General features: G+C 65.1%; 22 protein-coding genes. 7 read left to right on the top strand and 15 right to left on the bottom strand.

What is annotated here, in order from left to right:
* The first annotated feature begins 55 nt into the window (after window positions 1-55).
* Window positions 56-2728 carry a TonB-dependent receptor gene (locus tag EDE12_RS19605; RefSeq protein ID WP_245275800.1) on the top strand — a complete coding sequence of 891 codons (2673 nt, stop codon included), beginning with the start codon at window positions 56-58 and terminating at the stop codon, window positions 2726-2728.
* A 213-nt stretch (window positions 2729-2941) separates the two neighbouring features.
* Here the strand turns inward: EDE12_RS19605 and EDE12_RS19600 are convergent, their stop codons facing one another.
* Window positions 2942-4465: a TldD/PmbA family protein gene (locus EDE12_RS19600; RefSeq protein ID WP_026599210.1), complete on the bottom strand. Its 1524-nt coding sequence runs from the start codon at window positions 4463-4465 to the stop codon at window positions 2942-2944.
* A 53-nt stretch (window positions 4466-4518) separates the two neighbouring features.
* Window positions 4519-5319 (bottom strand): molybdate ABC transporter substrate-binding protein, encoded by an 801-nt coding sequence (gene modA / locus EDE12_RS19595; protein WP_026599211.1) that lies wholly within the window; start codon window positions 5317-5319, stop codon window positions 4519-4521.
* A gap of 214 nt (window positions 5320-5533) precedes the next feature.
* Here modA and EDE12_RS19590 point away from each other — a divergent pair, with 214 nt between their 5' ends.
* On the top strand, window positions 5534-6415 hold the full coding sequence (locus EDE12_RS19590; protein WP_026599212.1) for a helix-turn-helix transcriptional regulator: 882 nt from the start codon (window positions 5534-5536) through the stop codon (window positions 6413-6415).
* Window positions 6416-6535: 120 nt separating this feature from the next.
* Window positions 6536-6952 carry a group III truncated hemoglobin gene (locus tag EDE12_RS19585; RefSeq protein WP_026599213.1) on the top strand — a complete coding sequence of 139 codons (417 nt, stop codon included), beginning with the start codon at window positions 6536-6538 and terminating at the stop codon, window positions 6950-6952.
* Between the two features lie 17 nt (window positions 6953-6969).
* Here EDE12_RS19585 and EDE12_RS19580 read toward each other — a convergent pair whose 3' ends face one another.
* Window positions 6970-7812 carry a hypothetical protein gene (locus tag EDE12_RS19580; RefSeq protein ID WP_026599214.1) on the bottom strand — a complete coding sequence of 281 codons (843 nt, stop codon included), beginning with the start codon at window positions 7810-7812 and terminating at the stop codon, window positions 6970-6972.
* A 272-nt stretch (window positions 7813-8084) separates the two neighbouring features.
* On the opposite strand from EDE12_RS19580, the gene EDE12_RS22345 reads away from it, so the two are divergent.
* Together EDE12_RS22345 and EDE12_RS19570 are read left to right on the top strand one after the other, a co-directional pair.
* A complete protein-coding gene (locus EDE12_RS22345; protein ID WP_245275801.1) occupies window positions 8085-8417 on the top strand; it encodes a hypothetical protein in 333 nt (110 codons plus the stop codon).
* A 137-nt stretch (window positions 8418-8554) separates the two neighbouring features.
* Window positions 8555-9043: a TOBE domain-containing protein gene (locus tag EDE12_RS19570; RefSeq protein WP_026599216.1), complete on the top strand. Its 489-nt coding sequence runs from the start codon at window positions 8555-8557 to the stop codon at window positions 9041-9043.
* Here the strand turns inward: EDE12_RS19570 and EDE12_RS19565 are convergent.
* From EDE12_RS19565 to EDE12_RS19540, 6 genes are all read right to left on the bottom strand, one after another.
* Window positions 8958-9374: a LysR family transcriptional regulator gene (locus tag EDE12_RS19565; protein ID WP_026599217.1), complete on the bottom strand. Its 417-nt coding sequence runs from the start codon at window positions 9372-9374 to the stop codon at window positions 8958-8960. The genes EDE12_RS19570 and EDE12_RS19565 overlap by 86 nt on opposite strands.
* 87 nt (window positions 9375-9461) lie before the next feature.
* Window positions 9462-10331, bottom strand: coding sequence for a xanthine dehydrogenase (locus tag EDE12_RS19560; RefSeq protein ID WP_024880827.1), 870 nt, complete (start codon window positions 10329-10331; stop codon window positions 9462-9464).
* Window positions 10332-10499: 168 nt separating this feature from the next.
* Window positions 10500-10835, bottom strand: coding sequence for a cupin domain-containing protein (locus EDE12_RS19555; RefSeq protein WP_024880828.1), 336 nt, complete (start codon window positions 10833-10835; stop codon window positions 10500-10502).
* 47 nt (window positions 10836-10882) lie between these two features.
* Entirely contained in the window at window positions 10883-12055 is a 1173-nt protein-coding gene (locus EDE12_RS19550; protein WP_026599219.1) for a DNA methyltransferase, read from the bottom strand.
* A 155-nt stretch (window positions 12056-12210) separates the two neighbouring features.
* Entirely contained in the window at window positions 12211-12843 is a 633-nt protein-coding gene (locus tag EDE12_RS19545) for a ribonuclease HII (protein ID WP_026599220.1), read from the bottom strand.
* 81 nt (window positions 12844-12924) lie between these two features.
* The gene (locus tag EDE12_RS19540) at window positions 12925-14106 is read right to left on the bottom strand and encodes a PA0069 family radical SAM protein (protein ID WP_026599221.1); all 1182 of its coding nucleotides are present in this window, start codon (window positions 14104-14106) and stop codon (window positions 12925-12927) included.
* Window positions 14107-14506: 400 nt separating this feature from the next.
* On the opposite strand from EDE12_RS19540, the gene EDE12_RS19535 reads away from it, so the two are divergent.
* Window positions 14507-16021, top strand: coding sequence for an ATP-binding protein (locus EDE12_RS19535; protein WP_024880832.1), 1515 nt, complete (start codon window positions 14507-14509; stop codon window positions 16019-16021).
* A gap of 165 nt (window positions 16022-16186) precedes the next feature.
* On the opposite strand, the gene scpA is transcribed toward EDE12_RS19535, so the two are convergent.
* From scpA to EDE12_RS19520, 3 genes are all read right to left on the bottom strand, one after another.
* Window positions 16187-18352 (bottom strand): methylmalonyl-CoA mutase, encoded by a 2166-nt coding sequence (scpA, locus tag EDE12_RS19530; RefSeq protein ID WP_026599222.1) that lies wholly within the window; start codon window positions 18350-18352, stop codon window positions 16187-16189.
* 94 nt (window positions 18353-18446) lie between these two features.
* The gene (locus EDE12_RS19525; RefSeq protein WP_024880834.1) at window positions 18447-19256 is read right to left on the bottom strand and encodes an SDR family oxidoreductase; all 810 of its coding nucleotides are present in this window, start codon (window positions 19254-19256) and stop codon (window positions 18447-18449) included.
* 215 nt (window positions 19257-19471) lie between these two features.
* Window positions 19472-20377, bottom strand: coding sequence for a retropepsin-like aspartic protease (locus tag EDE12_RS19520; protein WP_036291104.1), 906 nt, complete (start codon window positions 20375-20377; stop codon window positions 19472-19474).
* A gap of 158 nt (window positions 20378-20535) precedes the next feature.
* On the opposite strand from EDE12_RS19520, the gene EDE12_RS21970 reads away from it, so the two are divergent.
* A complete protein-coding gene (locus tag EDE12_RS21970; RefSeq protein WP_026599224.1) occupies window positions 20536-21129 on the top strand; it encodes an EF-hand domain-containing protein in 594 nt (197 codons plus the stop codon).
* Window positions 21130-21259: 130 nt separating this feature from the next.
* Here the strand turns inward: EDE12_RS21970 and EDE12_RS19515 are convergent, their stop codons facing one another.
* The 3 genes from EDE12_RS19515 to EDE12_RS19505 form a co-directional block, all read right to left on the bottom strand.
* Window positions 21260-23152: a methyl-accepting chemotaxis protein gene (locus EDE12_RS19515; protein WP_026599225.1), complete on the bottom strand. Its 1893-nt coding sequence runs from the start codon at window positions 23150-23152 to the stop codon at window positions 21260-21262.
* A 236-nt stretch (window positions 23153-23388) separates the two neighbouring features.
* Window positions 23389-23724: a cytochrome c gene (locus EDE12_RS19510; protein WP_026599226.1), complete on the bottom strand. Its 336-nt coding sequence runs from the start codon at window positions 23722-23724 to the stop codon at window positions 23389-23391.
* 34 nt (window positions 23725-23758) lie between these two features.
* The gene (locus EDE12_RS19505; protein WP_024880839.1) at window positions 23759-24976 is read right to left on the bottom strand and encodes an LL-diaminopimelate aminotransferase; all 1218 of its coding nucleotides are present in this window, start codon (window positions 24974-24976) and stop codon (window positions 23759-23761) included.
* Between the last annotated feature and the right edge of the window lie 151 nt (window positions 24977-25127).

Genomic DNA, 25127 nt, shown 5'->3' with positions numbered 1-25127 from the left:
ACGGCGGGACGAAATGGCCATGGCGAGGAAGAAGTCGGTAGGCGAGGGCGTGAATATGAGTTCGACGGCGATCGCCTTGGCGCTGAGCGCGATGACGCTCGGGGCCGAGGCTCCGGTGACGAGCGCGCAGGCCTCTATCTCGCCGCAGGAGCGCGACGGGGCGCTGCGCGACTATCGCATTCCGGCCGGCGCCATGGAGACGGCGCTCAACGCTTTCGCCGACCGCAGCGGCCTGCATATCGTCTTCGACGTCGGCCTCACAGAGGCGATGCGAACGCGCGGCGTCGTCGGCGCCTATTCGGTGCGCGAAGGGCTCGACCGGCTGCTCTCGGGAACCGGCCTCTCCTATCGCCTGTCGGAGAATGGACGCTCCGTCTCCATCATTCTCGCGCAGGCGGCGCGCGGAACCATGACCGACGCCAGTGGAGCCGAGCTGCCGCCCATCGACATAGGCGCGGAGCAAAAGCGCGCGAGCGGCGTCTCCACCGCGCCGGGCTTCGACGCCGAACGCGCCAAGCTGCCGATCTACCGCGATCCGCCTGGGCAGACGGTGACGACCGTCGATCACAAATTCCTCGAAACGACGCCGATGCAGACTGTGCAGGACATGCTGCAATACAGTCCCGGCGTCTCCATCTCGCAAGGCACGATGCCGCGCGAGCTGCTGCCGTCGATCCGCGGCTCCGGCAATCGGCTCGGCATGACCTACCCCTTCTCCGTCCGCAATATCATGCTCTATGAGGACGGCTTTCCGATCGTCACCGCGGACGGCAATGGCCGCACCGACATGTTGGACCCGCATTCCTTCTCGGGCGTCGACGTCTATCGCGGCCCCTCCTCGGCGATGTTCGGCAATTACGCCTATGGCGGCGCGATCAATTTCCGCAGCCTGACCGGCAAGGAGATCGACGGCGTCGAGACCGGCTCGGAATTCGGCAGCTTCGGCTATTTCAACAATTATCTGCGCGTCGGAAAGAAATTCACCGACCGCGATCTCGGCGATCTCGACATTGCGATCTTCGGCTCCGACACACGCGGCGACGGCTATCTCGCGCGCGGCGCGCATGAGTTCGACCAGGGCAAGGTCCTGGCCACTTGGACGCCGCTTCCGACCGATCGGCTGACGTTCAAATTTCTCGCCAGCAGCTCCTTCGCGGAATTCATGAACCGCAGCTCGCTGACGCAATTCTACACCAACCCTTATGGCAAGAATGTCAATTGCCGCATAGCGACGCCCGCCAATCTGCCCTTCTGCAACAATCTCAATGTGCCGGCGAATGGCTCCTTCACCAGCGCTACGTCGGGGCTCTCCAATCAGAGCGTCTGGCAGCTCGGCACGCATTGGCATGTGATGCGCGACATTGTCGGCTTGCGCTATGAGCACGATTTCGACAACGCCACCACATGGCGCACGCAATTCACCTATGATTATCTCGATTACATCAACAGCACTTGGCCGCCGCCGAAGGTCGGCCCGGCGGCGCTCGGCGGCCTCGGCGGCCCGGTCGCGATCCGCGGCCCGTCCTTTGGCCTCAGCGCCTCGACCGACATCACCAATCATGGCGCGATCTTCGGCCTGCCGGCGACGCATTATCTCGGCTTCTTCTACGACGGCCTCAAAAGCGTCAATCCGCTGTATTCGCAGGTTCCCAATGTGTGGAATTATGGCGCGATCGGCGGCGCGGTCGGCAATATCGAATCCAATCATTCCAATATCGGCCTTCGCGCGCGCGAGGAGATCGCGCTGACGCCGCAGCTCACCGCGGCGATCGGCTTCAGCTCCAATTGGAACAGAATCTCCGGCGTCTATAGCGTCTATAATTACGCGAGCAATGGAACCATGACGCGGCCGACGCAGGTCGGCGTCGACAATGACTATTGGAACACGGCGCCCGAAGCCTCGCTCACCTATCGCTACAGCCCGGAATGGCAATTCCGCGCGCGCTATGCGACGGGCTATGGCACGCCGAATTTCATGTATCTCACCAATACGCCGACGGGCGCGGGCAACAACGCCTCGCTGAAGGCGCAGACCAATATGGGCGTCGATCTCGGCGTCGATTGGACTCCGGCGAAGAATTTGACGGCGAGCGTCACGCTCTATCACGAATGGTTCCGCAACGAGATACTCACTCAATCGAATGGTCTCGTCAGCTATCAGCTCAACGCGCCCTCCTCGATCCATCGCGGCGTCGAGGCGAGCGTCGATTGGCGGCCTTTCGATGGTTGGCGCTTCATCGCGGCCTATGCCTATAATGACCAGTATTTCACCAATTTCTGGGACAATCTCTCATCGACCGTCTCTTATAATCGCACCGGAAATCGCATCCCCAATGTGCCGACGCATACTCTGACGAGCCGCGCCGGCTATGACATTGCGGACGGCGATTTCAAAGGGCTCGGCGCTTTCGTCGAATATGTGTTCAAGAGCTCCTACACGATCGACAACGCCAATCTGACGTCGATCCCGGGCTATGGACTCGTCAATCTCAATGTGCATTACAGCCGCGCCATCGCGGACAGCTATGTGAAGAACATAGAGGTCTATTTCGATGTGAAGAATCTCTTCGACCGCACCTATGTGGCCGGCGCCAATGTGCTGACCAACACGCTGATGACGGGAACCGCCGTGCAGACGCCGGCGATATTGCTCGCCAATTCGACCGGCGCATCGATCATCGCCGGCTCGCCGCGGGCTTTCATCGGAGGGGTGAAGTTCAAATTCTAAAGGCGCACAACGTCATTGCGAGCCACAGGCGAAGCAATCGAGTGGCTTCGCGCGATGATAGCGAATGTGCTCGAGCCCCCTCCCCAGCCCTCCCCCGCTTCGCGGGAGAGGGGGCAGATTGCGCGCTTCATGGAGATTTCGTGTAGCGTTTGCCGCCTCCCTCTCCCGCGCAGCGGGGGAGGGTGAGGGAGGGGGCCTTCGCCGTGAAGGATTTCAGTCGCGCGCGGTGTTCAGCACCGTCACGCCGCGGAAGCGCGCCGCCGGCGCGCCATGAGAGACCGGCGCGAGCTGCATCGGCTCCGCCTTGCCGCAAGTGAATGTGCCGCACAGCCGGTAGGTGGAGGCGTCGCCGAGTCCATCGAGCGAATTCCAAAACGGAATGGTGCGGCCCTGATAGGCCGCGTCGCGCACCGGCTCGCCGAGCTTGCCGTCGCGGATCTCGTAGAACATCTGGCCGCCGAATTGGAAATTGTCGCGCTGCTGATCGATGCTCCAGCTTCCCGCGCCGACGATATAGAGCCCCTTCTCGACGCCGCCGATCAGCTGCTCGAGCTTGCAGGCTTCGGGATTGGGCGCGAGCGAGATGTTCGGCATGCGCTGAATGGGAAACGCGGTCGGATCATCCGCATAGGCGCAGCCGTTGGAGCGCTCGGCGCCGATGAGATGCGCCTGACCCAGCGCCATTTGGAAATTGCGGAACACGCCTTTGGAGACGATCTCGAATTCCGCGCGCTCGCGCGGCGCGCCATCGTCGTCGAAGGCGATGCTGGCGAGTCCGCCCTCCTGCGAGCGATCGGCCTTGATCGTCATCAGCTCGCTGCCGAAGCGCAGATTGTCGAGCATATGCGGCTTGACGAAAGAGGTGCCGGCGAAATTCGCCTCCCAGCCGAGCGCGCGATCGAGCTCGGTGGAATGGCCGACCGTCTCGTGAATGGTGAGCCAGAGATTGGTGGGGTCGATGACGACATCGGTCACGCCCGCCTCGACGGGCTTGGCGCCCAGCTTTTGCCGCGCGTCCTCGACGGCCTGCCGCGCCTCGCCGAGGAGATCGCAGGAGAGCGCATGCTCCCAGCCGGCGGCGCGCGCCGGAGCGAGACTCTCGCGCGTCGCGAAACGGCCGGAGGCCTTGTCGATCAGCGTGACCTCGAAAGAGGGCTGCGTGCGCGTACGCGACTGGAAGATGCGGCTGCCGCGGCTGTCGGCGAAGAGCCGCTCCTCCGTGGCGAAGGCGAAGGAGGAGACGCAATAATCCGCGCCCGCCGCCAGCGCCGCGGCGTTGACGGCGACGAGGCGCTCGACCTTGGCGGGCGCATCGACGGCGAAAGGATCGACGCCGAGCGGCATGATCCATTCGGCGACATGCGGCTCGGTCTCCTCGATCTGCACGGGCGCGACGCGGATGGGCGCGACGGCGCGGGCGTTGTGGATGGCGCGCTCCACCGCCGCGGCTATGGCGCCTCGCTCCAGCGAGCGCGCGCCATAAAAGCCCCAGCAGCCATCGACGAGCACGCGCAGGCCGAAGCCGGGGCTGACGCTCTCGAAAAATTCGTCGAGCCGATCTTCCTTCGCCTGGACGAATTGGCGGCGCGTCTCGCCGAGGCGAATATCGGCGTAGCTCGCTCCGGCGCGGCGCACGGCGGCGAGCGCCATCTCCGCCAGCTCGGCGAGACGGGCGCGGTCGAGGCGAAACGGCGCGGCCGTCCGCGAAAGGTCTTTGGGATTATGCGCTACGGTCATGGTTCCCTCGCCGCCGAAGGATAGACTGGGAGCGGCGGCGAGGGAAAGCCGTTTCAGTGCAGAACGGCGAAGCCCTGCTTCTTGTAGAAGCCGGCGGCCTCCGGACCCTTCAGAAAGGCGAAGAATTTCGCCGCCGAGTCACTCGTCGAGGAGGCGGTCAGCGCGAAGGGATAGACGATCGGCGGGTGCGACGAGGCCGGGAAGGTCGCGACGACCGAGACCTTGGGATCCGAATGCGCGTCGGTCAGATAGACGATGCCGAGCGGCGCCTCGTCACGCGCGACGAAGAGGAGCGCGGCGCGCACATTTTCGGCGAAGGCGAAGCGCGATTCCAAATCCTCCCACAGGCCGAGCTTCTGCAGCGCCGCCTTGGCGTATTTGCCGACAGGGACGGAGGCCGGATCGCCGGTGGCGATGCGTCCGCTGTCGCCGAGCGCGCCCAGCAGCGAGGCCTTATCCAGCGTGAGCTTCTTCGTGCTGGCGATCTTGGGCGCGATGAGCACGAGGCTATTGCCGAGCAGATCGGTGCGCGAGCCCTCCTTCAGCAGCCCGCGCGAGGAGAGATAATCGGCGGAGGCGGTGTCGGCCGAAATGAAGATGTCGGCCGGCGCGCCCGATTCGATCTGCTTGGCCAGCGGCAGGGAGGCCGCATAGCTGATGGAGACCTCGACGCCGCTCTTCTTCTTGAAGGCCGCAGCGGCGTCATCCAATGCATTCTTGAGGCTCGCCGCCGCGAACACAGTCACCGTCTTGGCGCCGGTAGCCTTATCGGCCGCGGGAGCCTCTGCATAGGCCGGGGTGAAATTCAGCGACAGAAAAGCGGCGACGAGCGCCAGACTTGCCAGTTTGACCATGAGAACCACTCCGATGATCGGCTCGGATGGATGAGCCTTGTCTTACTTATGCATATATTTTGCCTATTTGTGAGTCTTTCACATAATTTCGCATAGGAATAGCAAATTGCGACTGGCTCTGGATCGCGCGCCTTTGTTGGCGGTGCGGGATAATTGGGAGATTGTCGCCGAAGGCTGGCTATGTTAATTTTCCGCATCTCGGAAAAAACACACAATGTCTGAATTTCTCACCACGCGCGAGCTCGCCGCGCTGCTGCGCGTCAAGGAGCGCAAGGTCTATGATCTCGCCGCGGAAGGCGCCTTGCCTGTACGCCGCGTCACCGGCAAGCTGCTGTTTCCCCGCATCGAGATCGAGGAGTGGCTGGCCGCGGGCGCGAGCGGCCGGGCTCCGCGCGGCGAAGGCTCGGCGACGCGTCCGCTCGTCGTCGCCGGCGGCCATGATCCGCTGCTCGAATGGGCGTTGCGCGAATCGCGCTGCGGCGTCGCGGCGCTGCTCGACGGCGCGCTGGACGGGCTCGAGCGCGCCGCCGCGGGCGGCTGCATCGCCGCCGGACTGCATATTCCGGAGCCGGACGACGGCTGGAATGTCGAGACGGTGGAGCGGCGGCTCGCGGGCGAGCCGGTCGTCGTCGTGGAATGGGCCAAGCGCCGCCGCGGGCTGATGTTTCGCAAGGGCCTCGCCCGGCGCATCGACGGGCTCGCCGATGTGCGCGACCTCGCCTTCCAATCACGCCAGCCGGAGGCGGGCAGCGAGCTCGTCCTCACCCAGCTGCTCGCGCAGGCGGGGATGAAGCGCGAGCATCTGCGCCTTGTTCCCGCCGTGGAGCGCTCGGAAACCGATCTCGCCTCCGCCATCGCCGCCGGCGGCGCCGACGTCGGCCTCGGCCTCGAGGCTTGCGCGCGCCAGTTCGGCCTCGATTTCGCGCCGCAGATCGTCGAGCGCTTCGATCTCGTGGTCTGGCGCAAGGCCTATTTCGATCCGCCCTGGCAGACGCTCATGCGCTTTTGCGCGAGCGAGGCGTTTCAGGAACGCGCCGCGCGGCTCGGCGGCTACGACATCTCGCAATTCGGCGCCGTGCGCTTCAACGCGGATTAGAGCGTTTCCAGCTGAAGTGGACACCGGTTCGGCGTTGGAAGCACGTCAAAACAAAGACTCTGGCTGAGCGCGCGCTGGCGCCCGCCTTGCTGTATCGCTGAAGGAATAGGAGGAGAGACAATGTCAGCTTCCACCGAAGCGACCGCCGAGCCGACGACGCTCGAGGCCGCGATCACGACCTGCGTGCGCGCCTTCTACGACAAAGGCTTGGCCGATCCCCTGCTGGGGCCGATTTTCAGCGCGATCCCGGAGCTCGACCAGCATCTCGAAATCATCGCGAATTTCTGGTCCAAATCGCTGCTGGGCACGGATCGCTACGAGGGCCATCCTTTCGCCGTTCACATAAACCTGCCCGTCGAGCCGGAGCATTTCGCCCGCTGGATGGAGCTGTTCACGCAATCGGCGCGCGAGAACCTTCCCGCGGCGCAGGCCGAGGAGGCCATCGCCAAGGCGACACATATGTCACAATGTTTCCAAGGCGGGCTGTTTCCCTTCACCGGCGCAGATGGCAAGCCCTCGCGCCTCCCCCCGCACTGAAGTTGTAGGGCGGCCGCTCAGATCGAGAGGCCGCCGCCGCCTTCCAGAAACGCGTCCCAGGAGAAGGGCGTCCAGCCTTCCGCCTGCATCTCGATCGCAAAGGAGACGCCGCGCGCGATGAGTCGGTTGCGCGCCGTCATGCCGGCGACCTGAGCGCCGGTCGAGGCGGCGATATCGGCGAGCGGCGTGCCTTTGGCGACCGCCCTGCCCTGCTTGATGATGCCACGAATGCGGCCGCCATAGGGGGCCGGCACGGGAGCGCCGTCGATCTCCCCGAAAGCCTCTCCCGCCTCGACGATATTGCCTATTTCCTTGTGCATTTTGAAGAGTCCGGAGACGGGAGCGCGCACCGGCTCGGCCTCCGGCGGGTCCGCCTCGTAGCTCGGGCCGGGGCCTTCGCCGGGGCGCCGTATCGCGCCCGGATCCTTGCCATAAGCGTCTATGGCGAGATCGCAATTCTCGCCCGGGATCGAGCCCGGCGCGACGCCGATGGTGAGGCCGGCGAGATTTTTGACGGAGAACGGGTCCTTGCGCGGATTCATCTCCGCATCGACGACGACTTCCCAAGGCCAGCGCTCGAGAATTTCGTTGAGCGGATGCGTCAGCACCGGCACGAACATGCGGCTGCGCAGGCCGAGCATGAATTCGGCGACGAGATCGGCGCGGCGCGCCTCCACCCCCTCGAGAACGCTGGAGCCGTCGAACCAGGCGTCCGAAAACGTCATCTTACGGCGGAGATCGGGCGGCGGCGCCGCCTCGTGGACGGCGACGATATGATCGGCGAGGAACAGCTCACGCGCTATCGCGGACGCGGTTTCGCCGATGCCGAGAACGAGAACGCAGGAATGTCTTTCTGACATGACGGGCTCACTTCGGCTGAGGTGATACGGATTATGGGCCTTAGCAAGAATCTGGCCTTTGTCGCGAAAACGGCGCCACTCGGACCCGCGCGCCTCGCCTCCGGGCGCCGCGCCAGAGTGACCTAATGCCGCAGGCGCGGACCGCCAGTCTGGAACTTTTGCAATATAGTTTGGTATACGGCTCGCATAGAACGAAACGTCTCGGGCGGAGACGCCGGCTCGGCCGGCCCGTCGATGGCCCGACAATTCGGAGAGCGCCGCGAGCCGGCGATATGGAGGACGATGTGCAACCGAATGTTTCTTCAGAGGTCTCGACCGAAGCCGGCCATGTTGTCGCGAATATTCCTGCGGCTGTCGAGCCGGTGGAAAAGGACGCCAGTGCCGCGACCGCGGTGGGCGACGGCGTCATCATCATGGTGCGCTTCCGCCCTGATACGACCGTCTGGGAAATCAATGGCCTTCCCGCCCATCTCGACAAGCAGGCATGGTACAAGCTGCTGTGCCAGCGCGCCGGCGACAAATACGAGACGCGCGCGGGCGGCCGCGGCTATTTCCGCCTGACCCGCGAGCAATTTGAGGCGATCGCCGCTCGCAATCCGAACTGAGCATTTCGAAGCGGGCGCCGCCGAGCGGCGTCCGTGTTCCGAGCGAAAAACCGCCGAACGACGCCTTTTCAGCGTCAAAACGGGCGTTTTTCCCAGTAAAATGTGAGATTGGCGTATTTCTCGCTAGTTCGGCGATCATGCTGGACAAGACAACGCCGCTCTTTGCGCAGACCCACCATTACGTATCGATTTTCCCGGCGCGCGTGCTGCGGCACGAGCCGGAGGCCGGCCTCTCCACGCTGTATTTCGTCGGCGGGGAATTGCGCGTGCCTATGGTCGACGCCATCGTCGGAACCGCCATAGAGGTGGAGATCGACGCGCGCGACGTCTCCATCGCCCTCTCGCGGCCGATGGATGTCTCCATACTCAATCGCCTTCCCGGCACCATCGTCGAGCTGGATTTTCTGCCGCCGCCCTTCACGCGCGCGCGCCTTTCGCTCGGCGGCGCCCGCGTGGACGCGCTGATCACGCATGAATCGGTCGAACGGCTCGCCCTGGTCGAGGGACTCTCGGCATGGGCGATGATCAAGACGGTCGCCGTCAGCGGCCGGACGCTCGATCCCGACGCGGCTCCGTTTCCGCGTCAGTGGCCGACTTCTGGTAGGACCAGTCGAGCGCCCCGATGATCTCGTCCAGCGTTCGCTTGGCCGAATTGGCCGCGTGACGCTCGATCGAGCGATAGACGCCCACCAGCCGCTCGCCGAAAGGCGTGATCTCCGCCCCGCCCTCGCGCCGGCCGGGGAAGGTCGCCACCACCGGACTTTCGAAAGTCCGATTGAGCGCATCCACCGAAAGCCAGCATTTGCGATAGGATAGGCCGAGCGCCCGGCTCGCGCCGATGATCGAGCGTTCCTTGCGCAGTGCGTCGATCAGCTCGAGATCCGCGGGAGCGAGAACCCCGCCATTGGGCAGCTTCAAAATAACGCCGACCTGCGGCGTATCCACTTCTGTTCGCATCGTTCCGCGCCTCCTACGACGCCGCGATCTGTATCGAACAAAATATAGCTGAAAGACGACGATCCTGTCACATTGGCAACAGGATTGTCAGTGGGCGACGAAAGGCCCCGCGATCGGCGTCGCCTCGCGCTTGGCGAGCTCGATGCGGATCGCCCGGCCGACGGCGCTCGCGACCAGCCCCGATCGCTCGTCGATGCCGGTCCATTTGGCGGAGCGGCCGCGCGGATCGATCTCCAGCAGCTTGACCCCGGCCGGGATGTGGAGGCCGTCGCGGATGACCCCGCGCAGCACGCCGTCCAGCGGCGCCATCACCGGCTCGCCGTCCAAATGGCCGACGACGAAATCCTTGAACACACGGACGCCGATATCGATCGCCGAATGCCACAGGCCGGGCTTGCTGGAATAGGCGAAACGCTCCTCGCCGACATCGCCGAGGCGGTTCGGCACATGGTCGGCCGGCTCGGTCTCGCCCTCCTGGACGATGAGGCCCGCCTGCGAAGGCTTGGTCTCGATCGCGATGTCGCAATTGCGGCCGACGGCGAAATTCGGCCCGAGGCCCACCGCGACTTTAGCGAGATGCCGCAAATCCGGCGTCGCGCGATATTTCTGCATGCGCGCATCGACGAGCGCATGGGCCGTGCGAACGGCCGCGAGATCGTGGAACTGCAGCGGCGTCACCGCGACCTTGGTCGTGAAGTCGAGGATCTCGACCAGTTCCATGGTCGAATCGGCGCGCTCGGCCTCGACCTCCTCGAGCGTGATGCGCTCGCCATAGAGGCAATCGTGAAAGGCCATCTGGCGGCGGATGACGGGTGGGAAGGCGTCATGGCTCAGCACGCAGGCCCAGCCGATCCGGTTCATATGCACGGCGACCGCCGAGGCGATCTCGTTCGTTCCCAATATGACGGCCAGCGGTCGCTTCCGCCGCGGCGTCTCAAATTCGTGTCGAGGGCGCATCGCTCACTCCTGATCTGTACAGGAGGTAGCAAGCGGCGCGCCACCGCTCATGCAATGATTTTCTATTTTAATTTCAGATATCTATGAAATTATGCGACACCACGGCGGGAAGCGCACCTATATTGTCACGTATATAACAGTGACGGTTTTCGACCGTTTGTCGCTGCATCAGGCTCCCTCGGCGCGAAAATGGACAGCGAGCCAGACCGTCGGCAGCGTCTCATCCGTCCATTCGACGCGATGACGCCGATGCGCGGCGATCTCGAGATAGTCGCCCGGGGCGAGCGTCAGCACCTCGTCATGGCCCTCGAAACGCAGTCCGGCCGATCCGGCGAGCAGGATCACCCATTCCGCCTCCTCCTGATCGTGCCAAAATCCGGGCGGGCTCGCCTGGCCGAAGGAGACGATGCGCTCGACGCGCATGTTCGAGCCGGCGAGCAGCGGCAGAAACTGCTCCTGCTCCGCTTTTTCCGGCAGATCGGCGAAAATATTTTCCAGTCGCATGCGTCTTCCCGCGGCTCGCGCCGCGCCGCGGGGCGTCGCTCTCGCGACTATTCCGCGGCGTCGCGCAGACGCGCGCGGGCGACCGCGCGCAAATCGTCGATCGGCGCGAGGCCCTCGCCCGATTCGAAATGCCAGAAAGTCCAGCCATTGCAAGCGGGCAGGCCCTGCACCAAGGCGCCCGTCTTGTGAATCGAGCCGACGATGGCGCCGATCGACAGCGCGCCATCCGCGCGAACGACCGCTTTGTGGCGGCCCTTTGCGTCGGTGAGCGTCGCGCCGGGAGCGACGAGGCCCGCCTCAACGACGCTGGCGAAAGCGATTCGCGGCTCATTGCGCTTGGAGGGCGCCGGCGCCACCGCCTCGGCCGGCAGCGGCGAGATCGCCGCAATGCGCGCGCGCGCCGCAGCGGCGTAGATCTGCTCGCGCTCTATGCCGAGATAATCGCGGCCGAGCAGCCGGGCCGCCGCGCCCGTGGTGCCGGAGCCGAAGAAAGGATCGAGCACGAGATCGCCGGGATTGGTGGCGGCGAGCATGATGCGGGCGAGCAGAGCCTCGGGCTTTTGCGTCGGATGCGTCTTGCGGCCACTCGAATCCTTGAGACGCTCGCCGCCCGAGCAGATCGGCAGCAGCCAGTCCGAGCGCATCTGGCAATCCTCATTGCCGGCCTTCAAGGCGTCGTAGTGGAATGTGTAATTGCGCGCCGAAGCGTCGCGCGCCGCCCAGATCAGCGTCTCATGCGCATTGGTGAAGCGACGGCCGCGGAAATTCGGCATCGGATTGTTCTTCCGCCACACGATGTCGTTCAGGATCCAGAACCCGAGGTCCTGCATGATCGCGCCGACGCGGAATATATTGTGATAGGAGCCGATGACGAAAATAGTGGCGTTGGGCTTCATCGCGCGCCGCGCCGCCGCCAGCCAGTCGCGGGTGAAGGCGTCATAGGCGGCGAAATCGGCGAATTTGTCCCAATCATCGTCGACCGCGTCGACGACGCTCTGATCCGGCCGGGTGAGCCGATTGGCCAGCTGGAGATTGTAAGGAGGGTCGGCGAAAACGAGATCGACGCTCGCCTCCGGCAGGCCGAGCATGACCTCGACGCTGTCTCCGACGACGACCTCGTTACGCGACATCGCGCGAGGCGACCCGTAATTCGACGTCCCAGTACGCGAGACCTTTATCTGGGACTTGGGGCGGGCCGCCCCGACGCGCGCGCTACTCATGAACAATCACCGGCTACGCAACCAACGATGCGAACATTGCCCGATCGCGGTAAAAGCCGGGTTTAGAAAGCCCGTGCGCGGCTGTCTCTTTTCCGCACGCCTTCGTTAAGAAATTCCATTTTCACCAGATATTTACGAACGCTCATGACAGGCGGTCAGAGGGCGGCGGCCTCGCGGCGCGGCGCGCGCGGCTCCCGCAGCGGCGCGAAGCTCATGCGGTGAAAGGGCGTCGGCCCATGGGCTTCGAGGGCGGCGAGATGCTCGCGCGTGCCATAGCCGGCGTTGGTCTCGAATCCGTAATGGGGATAGAGCCGGGCGAGGCGGCGCATCTGGCTGTCACGCGCGACCTTGGCGACAATCGACGCGGCGGCGATAGAAAGAGAGAGCGCGTCTCCTTTCACGATCGCCTCGCCCGGACAGGCGAGCTCGGGCAGGTCGCGGCCGTCGACCAGCACGAAGCCCGGCGCGATATGAAGCGCGGCGACGGCGCGCGCCATGGCCAGCAGCGCGGCGCGGCGAATATTCAGCCGATCGATCTCCTCGACGCTGGCGAAAGCGACGCCGATGGCGAGCGCGCTGGAGACGATTCGCTCGAAGGCGGCGTCCCGCGCCTTGGCGGACAGAGCCTTCGAATCGTCGACGCCATCCGGCAGACGGTCAGGATCGAGAATCACGGCAGCGGCCGCGACCGGGCCGGCGAGCGGCCCGCGCCCGACCTCGTCGACGCCGGCGATGGGTCGAGCGCCGCCGCGCAGGACGCGCGTCTCGGTGAGAAAATGGGGAGGCATGCTCGCTCGGCTCGTCGAAAAAGGGCGGCTGAAACAAACACAGCGGCGGAGCCGGAGCAATCGGCCCCGGCGCGCCTTTTTTTAAAAAAGGCTCAGCTGCTCGGCGTCGCTGCGCGGCGGCCGGAACAGATCGGCGCGCAGCCGCGTGCGGGAAAAGCCGAGACGCTGCGCCGCCAGCTCGAAACGACGGCCGATCATCCAGGCGTAAGGGCCGTCGCCGCTCATGCGCTTGTCGAAGGAAGGGTCGTAGAGCTTGCCGTCGCGCGCCGAGCGCACCAGCGAAAGCACATGCCGCGCCTTGGCCGGAAAATGGGTGACGAGCCATTCGCTGAACAATTCGCGCAGCTCGAGCGGCAGCCGCAGCATCACATAGCCGGCCTCGCGCGCGCCGGCGGCATGGGCGCGCGTCAATATGGTCTCGATCTCGGCGTCATTGATCGCCGGAATGATCGGCGCGACCAGAACCGCGACCGGAATTCCCGCCTCGGCCAGCCGCTCGATCGTGGCGAGCCGCCGCTCCGGCGAGGCGGCGCGCGGCTCCATCGCCCGCGCCAAGGCCGGATCGAGCGTCGTCAGCGAGATCGCGACCTTGACCAGACCCTTGCGCGCCATAGGCGCGAGAATGTCGATGTCGCGAACGACCAGCGATGATTTCGTCACTATGCCGATCGGATGATCGGCGCGGCTCGCCACCTCGAGCAAGCCGCGCGTGACGCGATAGCGCTTCTCGAGCGGCTGATAGGGGTCGGTATTGGCGCCGACGGCGATGGTCTTGGGCGAATAATTGCGCGCCGACAATTCGCGCTCGAGCAATTGCGCCGCGCCTTCCTTGACGAAAATCTCCGTCTCGAAATCGAGGCCCGGAGAGAGGCCCATATAGGCGTGGCTCGGCCGCGCATAACAATAGACGCAGCCATGCTCGCAGCCGCGATAGGGATTGATGGATCGGTCGAAGGAAATGTCCGGCGAGTCGTTGCGCGTGATGATCGTCTTCGCCCGCTCGACATGGACATTGGTGCGGAACTCGCCGAGCTCCTCCAGCCCATTCCAGCCGTCATCGGCCTCGACGCGCCGCTCGCGCTCGAAACGGCCGCTCTCATTGGAGAGCGCGCCGCGCCCGCGCCGCCGCGCCGGATCGACGATCGGACGCTCCTCGCTGGAAAAATTCACGACCGCTCCGATCGCCTCACGGCTCAGCTGCGCCGCCCGGCGCCAGTCGCTCTTCTCCGATTTCTCGATCAGACGTTTCGCCGAGCTCGCCATGGCGATGATCTCCTTGCCGGCCCTGCGGCCGGCGTCTCGCCGGGCGCCGGCCTCGCTTCGGCTCGCGGCGCGAGACGCCCATGCGCGACACTGGGGCGCCTCGCGACCGCGAGCCTCGATGCGACGCTTACAACGGCTACTTACAACTCTAGGGGACTTGTTTACGCACGCTCAGAACATTTGACGAACAAGAGAACACATACGGAACAAACGAGGCCGAGTCAAGCGGCGGCGGCGCGGCCGGTCACAAAGAGAATGGAACGGAGAAAAGGCGCCCGGAGCACGCCGCCGACAGCGCGCGCTTGTCCACAGGCTGCGCGACGCAGTTGAACGCGCGGCGCGAATCGATATGACTCCGCGCCATGATCTTTCCCTCCTTCACGGCCGGAGGGGCGCCGCGATGACGGCGCCCGCCAAGGTTTCCATCGATCTCGGGACCCGCGCCGATGGCGGCGTCGCAACGCTCGATCTCGAGGAGCTGCTGGCGACGCGCCTTCTGGTGCAGGGCAATTCCGGCTCCGGCAAATCGCATCTGCTGCGCCGCCTGCTGGAGCAGAGCGCGCCCTGGGTGCAGCAGGCGATCATCGATCCGGAAGGCGATTTCGTCACGCTGGCCGAGCGCTACGGCCATGTGGTGGTGGACGCCCGCTGCGGCATCGCCGATCTCACGCGCATCGCCGCGCGCGCCCGCCAACACCGCGTCTCTGTGGTGCTCGATCTCGAAGGGCTGGACGCCGAGCAGCAGATGCACGCCGCCGCCGCTTTTCTCGGCGGGCTTTTCGACGCCGAGCGCGACCAATGGTATCCGCTGCTCGTCGTGGTGGACGAGGCGCAGCTCTTCGCGCCCGCCGTCGCCGGCGAAGTGTCGGACGAGGCGCGCAAAGCCTCGCTCGGCGCCATGACCAATCTCATGTGTCGCGGCCGCAAGCGAGGTCTCGCCGGCGTCATCGCCACGCAGCGCCTCGCCAAGCTCGCCAAGAATGTCGCGGCGGAGGCGTCCAATTTTCTCATGGGCCGCACTTTCCTCGACATAGACATGGCGCGCGCCGCCGATCTGCTCGGCATGGAGCGGCGGCAGGCGGAAATGTTCCGCGATTTGCAGAGCGGCAATTTCGTCGCGCTCGGCCCGGCCATGGCGCGCCGCCCGCTGCCCGTGCGCATCGGCCCGGTGGAGACTTCCGCGCGCAATGTCAGCCCCAGGCTGCTGCCGCTGCCGGAGGCCGGCGCCGACGACGCGCATCTCATTTTCACGCCCGGCGCCAATGAAGCGCGCTTCGAGGCCCCGCGCCGGCCGCCGCCGCCCGCGCCGACCGCCGATGTGCTGGCGCGGCTCGCCCGCAGCGCGCCGCCGGCGCCGCCCGCCGCCGAGTCGCCGCCGAGCATTTCGCCCGAGCAGCGTCAGGCTGCGATCGATTCGGCGCTGCGCGAGATTTTGAGCGACAGCGACGCCAACTTCCGCACCATCGCCGTGCTCTATCAGGATTTTCTGGTGCGCTGCCGGATTCGCCGCATCGGCGGCGAGCCCTTGAGCCTGCCCGCCTTCCGCCGCCGCCTCGCCGTGGCCCATGCCGGCATTGAGCTCGCGGAAGCCGAGTCCGCGGATTCGCCCTGGGCCGAGGTGCTCGCAATGGCCGGCGCTCTGCCGGAGGATATGCAGGGCGTTTTTCTATCGCTGGCGCGCGCGGCCTTCGACCATCGCCCCTGCCCTTCCGACGCCGATGTCGCCAGCGCCTATGGCACGCGCTCGCCCGGACGGGCGCGGCGGCTGCTCGCCTATATGGAGGAACAGCAGGCGATCGTCTGCCGTCTCGACCAGCGCGGCTGGCGGATCGTCGCCATTCCCGGCGTCGCTTGGGAGACAGAGCCTGGCGATCCGGGCGCCGCAGCGACGACGACCGAGGCGAGTTCCGCCTGACGATTTCTGAGGATTGCTGTCGCCCGGCCTATGCCGCCTTCCTTCTCCCCGCATGCGGGGAGAAGGTGCGGATGAGGGGCCGGGGGCGTTTTCCGTCGGTGGCTGACGCCCCGAGCCCCTCACCCCGGCCCTCTCCCCGCGCGCGGGGAGAGGGGGAAACTTCCCTTACTTCCGAACCGTCTCCCGCTGCGCATAGCCGAGGCGGACGTTCAGCTCTTGCAGCACTTTCTCGGCGGCTTCCGGAATATTGGTGCCGGGCGGGAAGATCGCCGCGGCGCCGGCGTCGTAGAGCGCCTGGAAATCCTGCTCGGGAATGACGCCGCCGACGACCATCATCACCTCCTCACGCCCGGCCGCCTTCAGCGCGTCGCGCAATTCCGGCGTCAGAGCGAGATGGCCGGCGGTCATCGTGTTCACGCCGACGATATGCACTTGTTCTTCCGCGGCGCGCTTTGCCACTTCTTCCGGCGTCGCGAAGAGATCGCCGATGACGACCTCGAAACCCAAATCCGTGAAGGCGGAGGCGATGACCTTCTGGCCGCGGTCATGGCCGTCCTGGCCGAGCTTGGCGACGAGAATCTTCGGCTTGCGCTTGTCATTCTCGGCGAAGGCCGCCGTCATGCTGCGCACGCGCGCGACCTTGTCGCAATCGGCGCCAGCCTCGCGCGCATAGACGCCGGAAATGACATTGGCCTTGGGCTTATGGCGGTCGAACACTTTTTCAAGCGCATAGGAGATTTCGCCGACGCTCGCCTTGGCGCGCGCGGCCTCGATGGCGAGCGCGAGAAGATTGCCGTCGCCCTTGGCGCCTTCCGTCAGAGCGTCGAGCGCGGCTTGCGTCTTCGCCTCGTCACGCTCGGCGCGCAGGCGCTGGAGCTTGGCGATCTGCGCGGCGCGCACGGCGGAATTATCGACCTTCAGCACATCCGGCGCGACGTCGCTATCGGGGCGGAATTTGTTCACGCCGACGACGACCTGCTGTCCCGTGTCGATGCGCGCCTGCGTCTTGGCGGCGACTTCTTCGATGCGCTGCTTGGGCAGGCCCGCGGCGATCGCCTTGGCCATGCCGCCGAGGCTCTCGATCTCCTCTATGTGCTTCCACGCCGCCTCGGCGAGCTCGGCGGTCAGCCTCTCCACATAGAAGGAGCCGCCCCAAGGATCGATGATGCGCGTCGTGCCGCTCTCCTCCTGCAACACGATTTGCGTGTTGCGGGCGATGCGGGCGGAGAAATCGGTCGGCAGCGCCAGCGCCTCGTCCAGCGCATTGGTGTGCAGCGATTGCGTATGGCCCTGCGTCGCCGCCATCGCCTCGACGCTGGTGCGGATGGCGTTGACGTAAACATCTTGCGCGGTGAGCGACCAGCCCGACGTCTGGCAATGGGTGCGCAGAGTCATGCTCTTCTCGGTCTTAGCGCCGAGGTCTTTCATCAGCCGCGCCCACAGCAGGCGCGCGGCGCGGAGCTTCGCCACTTCCATGAAGAAATTCATGCCGATGGCGAAGAAGAAGGAGAGCCGCGGCGCGAAAGCGTCGATATCGAGCCCCGCGGCGACGCCGGCGCGCACATATTCGACGCCATCGGCGAGCGTGTAGCCCAATTCCAGATCAGCGGAGGCGCCCGCCTCCTGCATGTGATAGCCGGAGATGGAGATGGAGTTGAACTTCGGCATATTCTTGCTGGTGTAGGCGAATATGTCCGAGACGATGCGCATCGACGGAAACGGCGGATAGATATAGGTGTTGCGCACCATGAATTCTTTTAAAATGTCGTTCTGAATCGTGCCGGTGAGCTGCGCCGGCGGCACGCCCTGCTCCTCGCCCGCCACGATGAACAGCGCGAGAACCGGCAGAACGGCGCCGTTCATCGTCATCGACACGCTCATCTGATCGAGCGGAATGCCGTCGAACAAAGTGCGCATGTCATAGATGGAATCGATGGCGACGCCCGCCATGCCGACGTCGCCGGAAACGCGCGGATGATCGCTGTCATAGCCGCGATGGGTGGCGAGATCGAAGGCGATGGAGAGGCCCTTCTGTCCGGCGGCGAGATTGCGGCGGTAGAAGGCGTTGCTGTCCTCGGCCGTGGAGAAGCCCGCATATTGGCGGATCGTCCAGGGCTGAGCGACATACATGGTCGGATACGGCCCGCGCACATAGGGCGCGACGCCGGGGAAGCCGTCGATGAAGGAGAGGCCGTCTATGTCCTGCGGGCCGTAGGAATTCTTGACTTCTATGCCCTCGGGCGTTCTCCAGCGGCGCGGCTCGGCGGCCTCGGCCGGGGTCGCGGCGACGGGAGCGAAGGCGATTTTGCTGAAGTCGGGAATTTGGGACATTTCTTTCCTCTGACGGCTCCGTCAGTCTATTAGCGAAAAGCGGCGGCCGGCGCAAAGGCCGGCCACGGCGCGAGGACCGCGGCGGGACGAACCCTCAACCGAGCGCTCTGGCGATCAGCGCGTCGAACGCCCTCTGAGGCAGGATTTTCTTCAAAACCAGCACGATGCGCTGGAAGAACGGCCCCACGAAATAATAGCCTTTCGGATGATCGCTGGTCAGGATCTTTTCGATCAGCGCGGCGACGGGCTCCGGCGTCGACATGTTCTTCATGAACTTGTCTTTGCCTTTCAGAAACTTGGCGAAATCTCCAGCATAGGCGCCATGCAGCGTTCCCTCCGAGATGACGACATTCTCCGTCATCCGCGTCTTGAACAGGCCCGGCGACACATCGACCACCCGAACGCCCAAGGGGGCCAGTTCCCGACGCAGGCTTTCCGTCAAGCCGCGAACAGCGAATTTGGAGGCGGCGTAATGGCCTCCGAACTGCGTGCCGATCGATCCGCCGAAAGAGCTGATGTTGACGATGACGCCTTTGCTGGCGCGAATGGCGGGCAGCGTCGCCTGGCACACCCTCAGCACGCCGAATAGGTTCGTCTCCATGATTTGCCGGGCTTCCGCCATAGGAACATCCTCGACCGATCCGCGCGTGCTGACGCCCCCACTGTTGACGACAGCGTCGATGCGACCGCTTTTCTCGAGAATGAGCGCCACGCCGTCGCGGACGGAGTCGTCGTCCTCTATGTCGATCCGCAGCGTTTCATAAGCCTCCGCCGGCGGCGCCGACCTCGATGCGCCGAAAACGCGCCAGCCCGAAGCCGCCAGCCGTTCCGCGCAGCATTTTCCGATTCCCGAGGAAGCGCCAATGATCAAAACGGTTTTTCGATCCGAACTCGAAACGCTCATCGACTATCTCTTTTTTGAAGTCGCCGTCGAAATATTTGAAAAATGCATCGACGACACGGCCGAGAAACGCTCTTGCGAGCGACACATTGCAGAAATAATGCAAAATTCTCGTGAGAATGCAACTATCTACTCCGCCCGACTCGACGCTTTGCTATCCCGATGCAGCATTCCATAGGGGAAAGTCGAGCGAAGAAAAGCGCTCTCGAAGAAAGACGCTACCTCCCCACCGCCTTCCATCGCGGCCCCTCCGCCCCGAAATCCAGCTCCCAACGAAACCGGCTCAAAACATCGAAGCCGAGTATGATCGGCGCCTCGCCGCCGAGCGCCTCGCGCAAAGGCCCAAAATCATAGGAGACGAAGACGACGTCCTTCAGCACGCGTCCCGCGCCTATGTCTATCTCCTTGGCCTTATAGACTTTCGTGTCGATTTTCTTGCCGGAGGCCTCGCTCACCTTGGCCTTTTTCTTCACCAGGACAAAGAGCGCTCTGTGCCGCTCCAGAAAGCGGCGATCGACGGCGGAGATTTCCGCCCCCGTGTCGAAGAGCCCGACCGCCTCCGTCTTGCCGATGCGCGCCTCGAGGCCGACGAGCTTTTGATCCGGCCAGAGCTTGCGGAAGGACCGCCAACCCGCGCCATCACTCTGCGGGACGAAGACCATCTCGCCGCTCTCGAGATCGAGCGAGAAGCGCGCGCCTTGGAAGAAATCGAGCCCGAGCAGATCATCCCCATCCGAGGTCGCGCAGCGGGTGACGCGATATTTGGCCCGGCCGATATTATTGCCCTGCGCCGCCTTCAGCTCGACATTGGCCGCCTCCACATCCTCGCAGCGGGAAGCGACGCCCGAGGCGCTGGTGGATACGCTGGCGCCCAGCGCCGGAAAGCCGGCGTTCCAGGGCGCGAGCTTGATGCGGCTGGTGGAGGCGGCGGTGTCGAGCCGCATCGGCCCCATCACATTGCCGAAACGCATCGTGACATAGGCGCGCCCGCCGCCATCGGCGCCGTGGACCACATCGAGCGGAACGATGGAGCGCTCCATGGCGCGCTCCTGCGCGCGCGTCGGAACGGCGCAGACGAGAGTGAGCAAAGGAAAAAGCAGAAAGCGCGGAAGAGTTTTCGGCATGGCGCGGCGGCTCCGTTCCGGCGGGGAAGGCGTCTATAGCGCGGCGCGGCTCTTTCGTCTGCCGCGGAAAACCGCGCCGTCCGGGCAAAGGCCGTGCTATTGCAGAGCCGCCGGTCCTCGCCGCGGGCGAGACGGCGGCAGGCTCTGGAGGTCATCTCATGCGACATGCGGCGATCCGGCTCGCGACGGTCGGACTATTGGCCTTGGTTTCGAGCGCGACGCTCGCGCAGCAGCATCGCCCGCGTGGCGTTCCCGGGGATGCCCCCCGCGCGGGCGGAGGCGGCGGCGGCCCGGATGATGTGCTCGCCACATCGAGCGAATGGGGCGGCGCCGGCGGCGTCTATACTTGCGAGCAGTGGAAGCAATATCTCGAGCGCATGTTCCGCCTCGCCGACAAGCGCAAGCGCGGATTCATCGACGCGCAGGATTTCGAGGTTATTCCGCGCCTCAGCCCGGTGTTTCACGCAGCGACCTTCGATTACTTCGACATGGCCGGCAAAGGCCGCGTCACCCGCGCGGAATTCCTGTCCTTTCCAAGCCCTTTCTTCGCACGCTACGACAGGAAGAAGAGCTGCCGCGTCTTCCAGGAAGAGCTGGCGCGGGCGCAGACGCCGAGCGCTGCGCCGCAATCGCCGGCGCCGAACGAGGGCGGCGGCTTCCCCGGAAGGGGCGGCGGCGGTTTCGGCGGCGGCTATGGCGGGGGCGGGGGCGGCTTCGGCGGAGGCGGCGGAGGCGGTGGCTTCGGGCGCTGAGCGAAGGCCCCCTCCCCAACCCTCCCCCGCTAAGCGGGAGAGGGGGCAGATTCCGCGTGTGATGAAGGTTTCGTGAAATGTTTGCCGCCTTCCCTCTCCCGCAAAGCGGGGGAGGTTGCGGGAGCGGGCCTCAGAACTCGGCCCACTCTTCCTCCTGCGGCGCCTCCTTGCGCACGGCGGAGCCGGAACGCGCGGTCGCGACGCGCTTCAGCATGGGCCGCGACGGCGCGCGCGTCTCGACCTCGCCGATCTTGAAGCGCGCGACGAGCTGCACCAGCTCGGCGCTGTCCTCGGCGAGCGAGCGGGTCGCCGCATTGGTCTCCTCGGACATTGCGGCGTTCTTCTGCGTGACCTGATCGATCTCCTGCACCGCCGTGTTCACCTCGCGCAGGCCGGTCGATTGCGTCTCCGCGCTCGACGCTATGCCGGTGACGACCACATCGATGCGATTGACCTGCTCGACGATGCGATGAAGCGAGGCGCCGGTCTCGGCCACCAGCGCGACGCCATCCTGCACGCGCGTGTTGGAGGCGGCGATGAGATCCTTGATCTCCTTGGCGGCCTCGGCCGAGCGCTGGGCGAGCGAGCGCACTTCCGTCGCCACGACGGCGAAGCCGCGGCCGGCCTCGCCCGCACGCGCCGCCTCGACGCCGGCGTTGAGCGCGAGGAGATTGGTCTGGAAGGCGATCTCGTCGATGACGCCGATGATCTGGCCGATCTGCTCGGATGATTTCTCTATGCCGCTCATCGCCTCTATGGCGTCGCCGACGATCTTCTCGCCCTTGACCGCATCCGATTTGGCGTCGCCGACGATCACGCGCGCATGGACGACGCTCTCGGCCGCCTTGCGCACCGTGTCGGTGATCTGGCCGACGGCCGCGGCCGTCTCCGCCAGCGTCGCCGCCTGCTGCTCATTGCGCTGCGACAAATCCTCGGCCGCGCGGGCGATCTCGCGCGTGCTGGAGCCGATCGCGCCGCTCGTCGTCACAATGCCGCGCAGCGTGTGCTGCATGCGCTCCACGGCGGTGTTGAAGCGCGCGCGCAGCTTCTCGTAATCCTTGATGAACTCCTTCTCGAGCCGCACCTCGAGATCGCCCTCGGCGAGGCGCTCCATGGCGGCGGTATATTCGGAGAAGAAGAAATCGCGGTTCTCGATATACCATTTCGCGCCGGCGGCTTTTTCTTCCAGCTTGGCGGCGGCGGCGGCGTTCTGCTCGGCGGAGCGCGTCTCGGCGAGACGCACCTCCTCGAGCTTGTCGCGGAATATGGCGACAGCGTCCCGCATTTCGCCGATCTCGTCGCTGCGGCTCATCACGGGCGGCTTGTCCAATGTCTGGCCGCGCGCGAGCCTGGACGTGTAATTGGCGAGCGTGACGATCGGCCTCACGACATGGCGATGCGCGATCAGGCCCGCGCCGGCGAGAAGGCACAAAATAGCGATCGTGGCCGCGAGGCTCGCAATGTCGGAGCGATCGCCGAGCAGAGCGGCGTCCTTCTCCGTCGAAGCGGCGAAAGCATTCGCCGCTTCGAGCTGGCGCGTCTCGAATGCGCGATAGGCGATGAAGCTGGCGTCGAGACGATCCATGGAGGCGGCCACGCCGGCGCCGTCGCCGCGCTCGAGCGCCGGAAGAAACGCGTCGATCTCACGCCAAAAGGCGTCGGCCGCGTCGGTCGCCGGCCCTTTGGCGAGCGTCATCAGCTCGGCCGGCAGCAGCTTCGACTTGGACCAGAAGGCGCGACGCTCCTCATATTGCTTGCGCAAGGAAGCGAGGCGCGTCTTCGCCTCACGCGCGTCGATCCTGTAGGTAGCGGCGAGCTCGACGTCGAGATAGGCTTCCAAAAGGGAGAATGGAGGCGGCAGCGCATCCGCGACGAGATCCTTGCCCGCGGCAATCTTCTGATAGGCGTGTCCGCCGATGCGCAGCTCGTCGAGAATATAGCGCCCGGCGCCGGCGGTTGCGAGGAAAGCAAGAAAAGCGACGGCGGCGAGCAGGCTCGCGGCGCGAGAAATCGACAGGCGCATGAAGTGCCTCCGGGAGAAGAGCCGCTCGGAGACGATGAAAGTCCTGGCGGCGGAATGTCGGATGGGAGAGAGACGGCTCGCGGAGATATTCCGCGATCGAGCACAGCCGGATCGGCGCCGGAATGAAGAAACGGCGTCATGCCTTCGAGCGCACGCCCGCCGCATGCGCTCGATCCTCCATGCGACGAAATTACGCAGCAGGCATTAAGAAATTATGCAAAGCGCTGGCGTCGGCGTCACTTGCGCTGGATCGACGCAATGTAGTCGAGCAGCGCCTCTATTTGCGCCGGCGAGAATTCGAAGCGCGGCATATCGAGCCCGCCATGGCCGACGACTATGCCTTCGGCCAGCGCCTCCTCGAGATTTTCGAGCGGATATTTCTTGGTCAGCGTGCGGAAGGGCGGCGAGGCCGGATTGGCGCTCTTGCCCTGCGCCCCGGTCGCATGACAGCGGCTGCAATTGGCATTGGCGATCGCGCGGCCGCGCTCGATCTGCTTATCCTGCGGCTTATCCAGCGCGAAAGCCGCGCTCACAGCGAGGACGGCGGCGATCACCACCAGAGCGTAACGCATTGAAGCCCTCCCCTCGCTGCGGCGGTCGCGCGCGTCAGCCGCGCGCCTGCAACGGCACGACATTGTGCAGAGTCGTCTCCGCGCCCTCGAAGAAGCGGCGCAGATTGCGCGCCGCCTGGCGAATGCGCTGCTCATTCTCGACCAGCGCGAGACGAAGATAGCCCTCGCCATGCTCGCCGAAGCCGACGCCCGGCGCGACGGCGACATCCGCCTTCTCGATGAGGAGCTTGGAAAATTCGAGGCTGGTCATGCCGGAAAAGCGCTCCGGGATCGGCGCCCAGACGAACATGGAGGCGGAAGGCGCAGGGATCGGCCAGCCGGCCTGCGCGAAGCTCTCCACCATCACGTCGCGGCGCTTCTTGTAGATAGCGCGCATTTCCTTGATGCAATCGTCCGGCCCGTTCAGCGCAGCGGTCGCCGCCACCTGCACCGGCGTGAAGGCGCCATAGTCGAGATAGCTCTTCACCCGCGCCAGCGCCGCGCAGAGGCGCTCATTGCCGACCGCGAAGCCGATGCGCCAGCCGGCCATGGAGAAGGTCTTCGACAAAGACGAGAACTCGACGGCTATGTCCATCGCGCCATTGACCTGAAGGATCGACGGCGGCGGATTATCGTCGAAATAGACCTCCGCATAGGCGATGTCGGAGAGCACGAATATGTCGTGCCGCTTCGCGAAGGCGACGAGATCCTTGTAGAAATCGAGCGAGGCGACCGTCGCCGTCGGATTGGCCGGATAGCAGACGACGATGGCGATGGGCTTTGGAATCGAATGCGCGACCGCCTTCTCCAGCGCATGGAAGAGCTGCGGCGTCGGATCGGCCGGCACGGAGCGGATGACGCCGCCGGCCATCAGAAAGCCGAAGGCGTGAATGGGATAGGACGGGTTGGGCGCGAGGATCACATCGCCGGGCGCGGTGATCGCCTGCGCCATATTGGCGAAGCCTTCCTTGGAGCCGAGCGTCGCCACCACCTGCGTCTCGGGATCGAGCTTCACGCCGAAGCGGCGCTCGTAATAGCCAGCCTGGGCGCGACGCAGCCCGGCGATGCCCTTGGAGGCCGAATAGCGATCGGTGCGCGGTCGGCCGGCCGTCTCGACGAGCTTCTCGATCACATGGCGCGGCGCGGGCAGATCGGGATTGCCCATGCCGAGATCGATGATATCGGCGCCGCCGGCGCGCGCCTTGGCCTTGAGCCGATTGACCTGCTCGAAAACATAAGGGGGAAGCCGCTTGATGCGATAGAAGTCCGACATCGCCTATATCCGTTGAAAGCTCCGCCGGCCCCTATTTCGAGGCGCGACGGACGATTGTGACGCGAAACCCTTTCGAAAGAGCTAGAGCGCTGTCCGCTCGAACGGGATGTTCGAAACGATCAGAATTCGCGTCCAACGAAAGAATCTAGCG

The organism is Methylosinus sp. sav-2, assembly GCF_004366495.1.
Lineage (GTDB): Bacteria > Pseudomonadota > Alphaproteobacteria > Rhizobiales > Beijerinckiaceae > Methylosinus.
The sequence above is the reverse complement of the archived record's forward strand: the minus strand, read 5'-3'. Positions and strand labels throughout refer to the sequence as shown.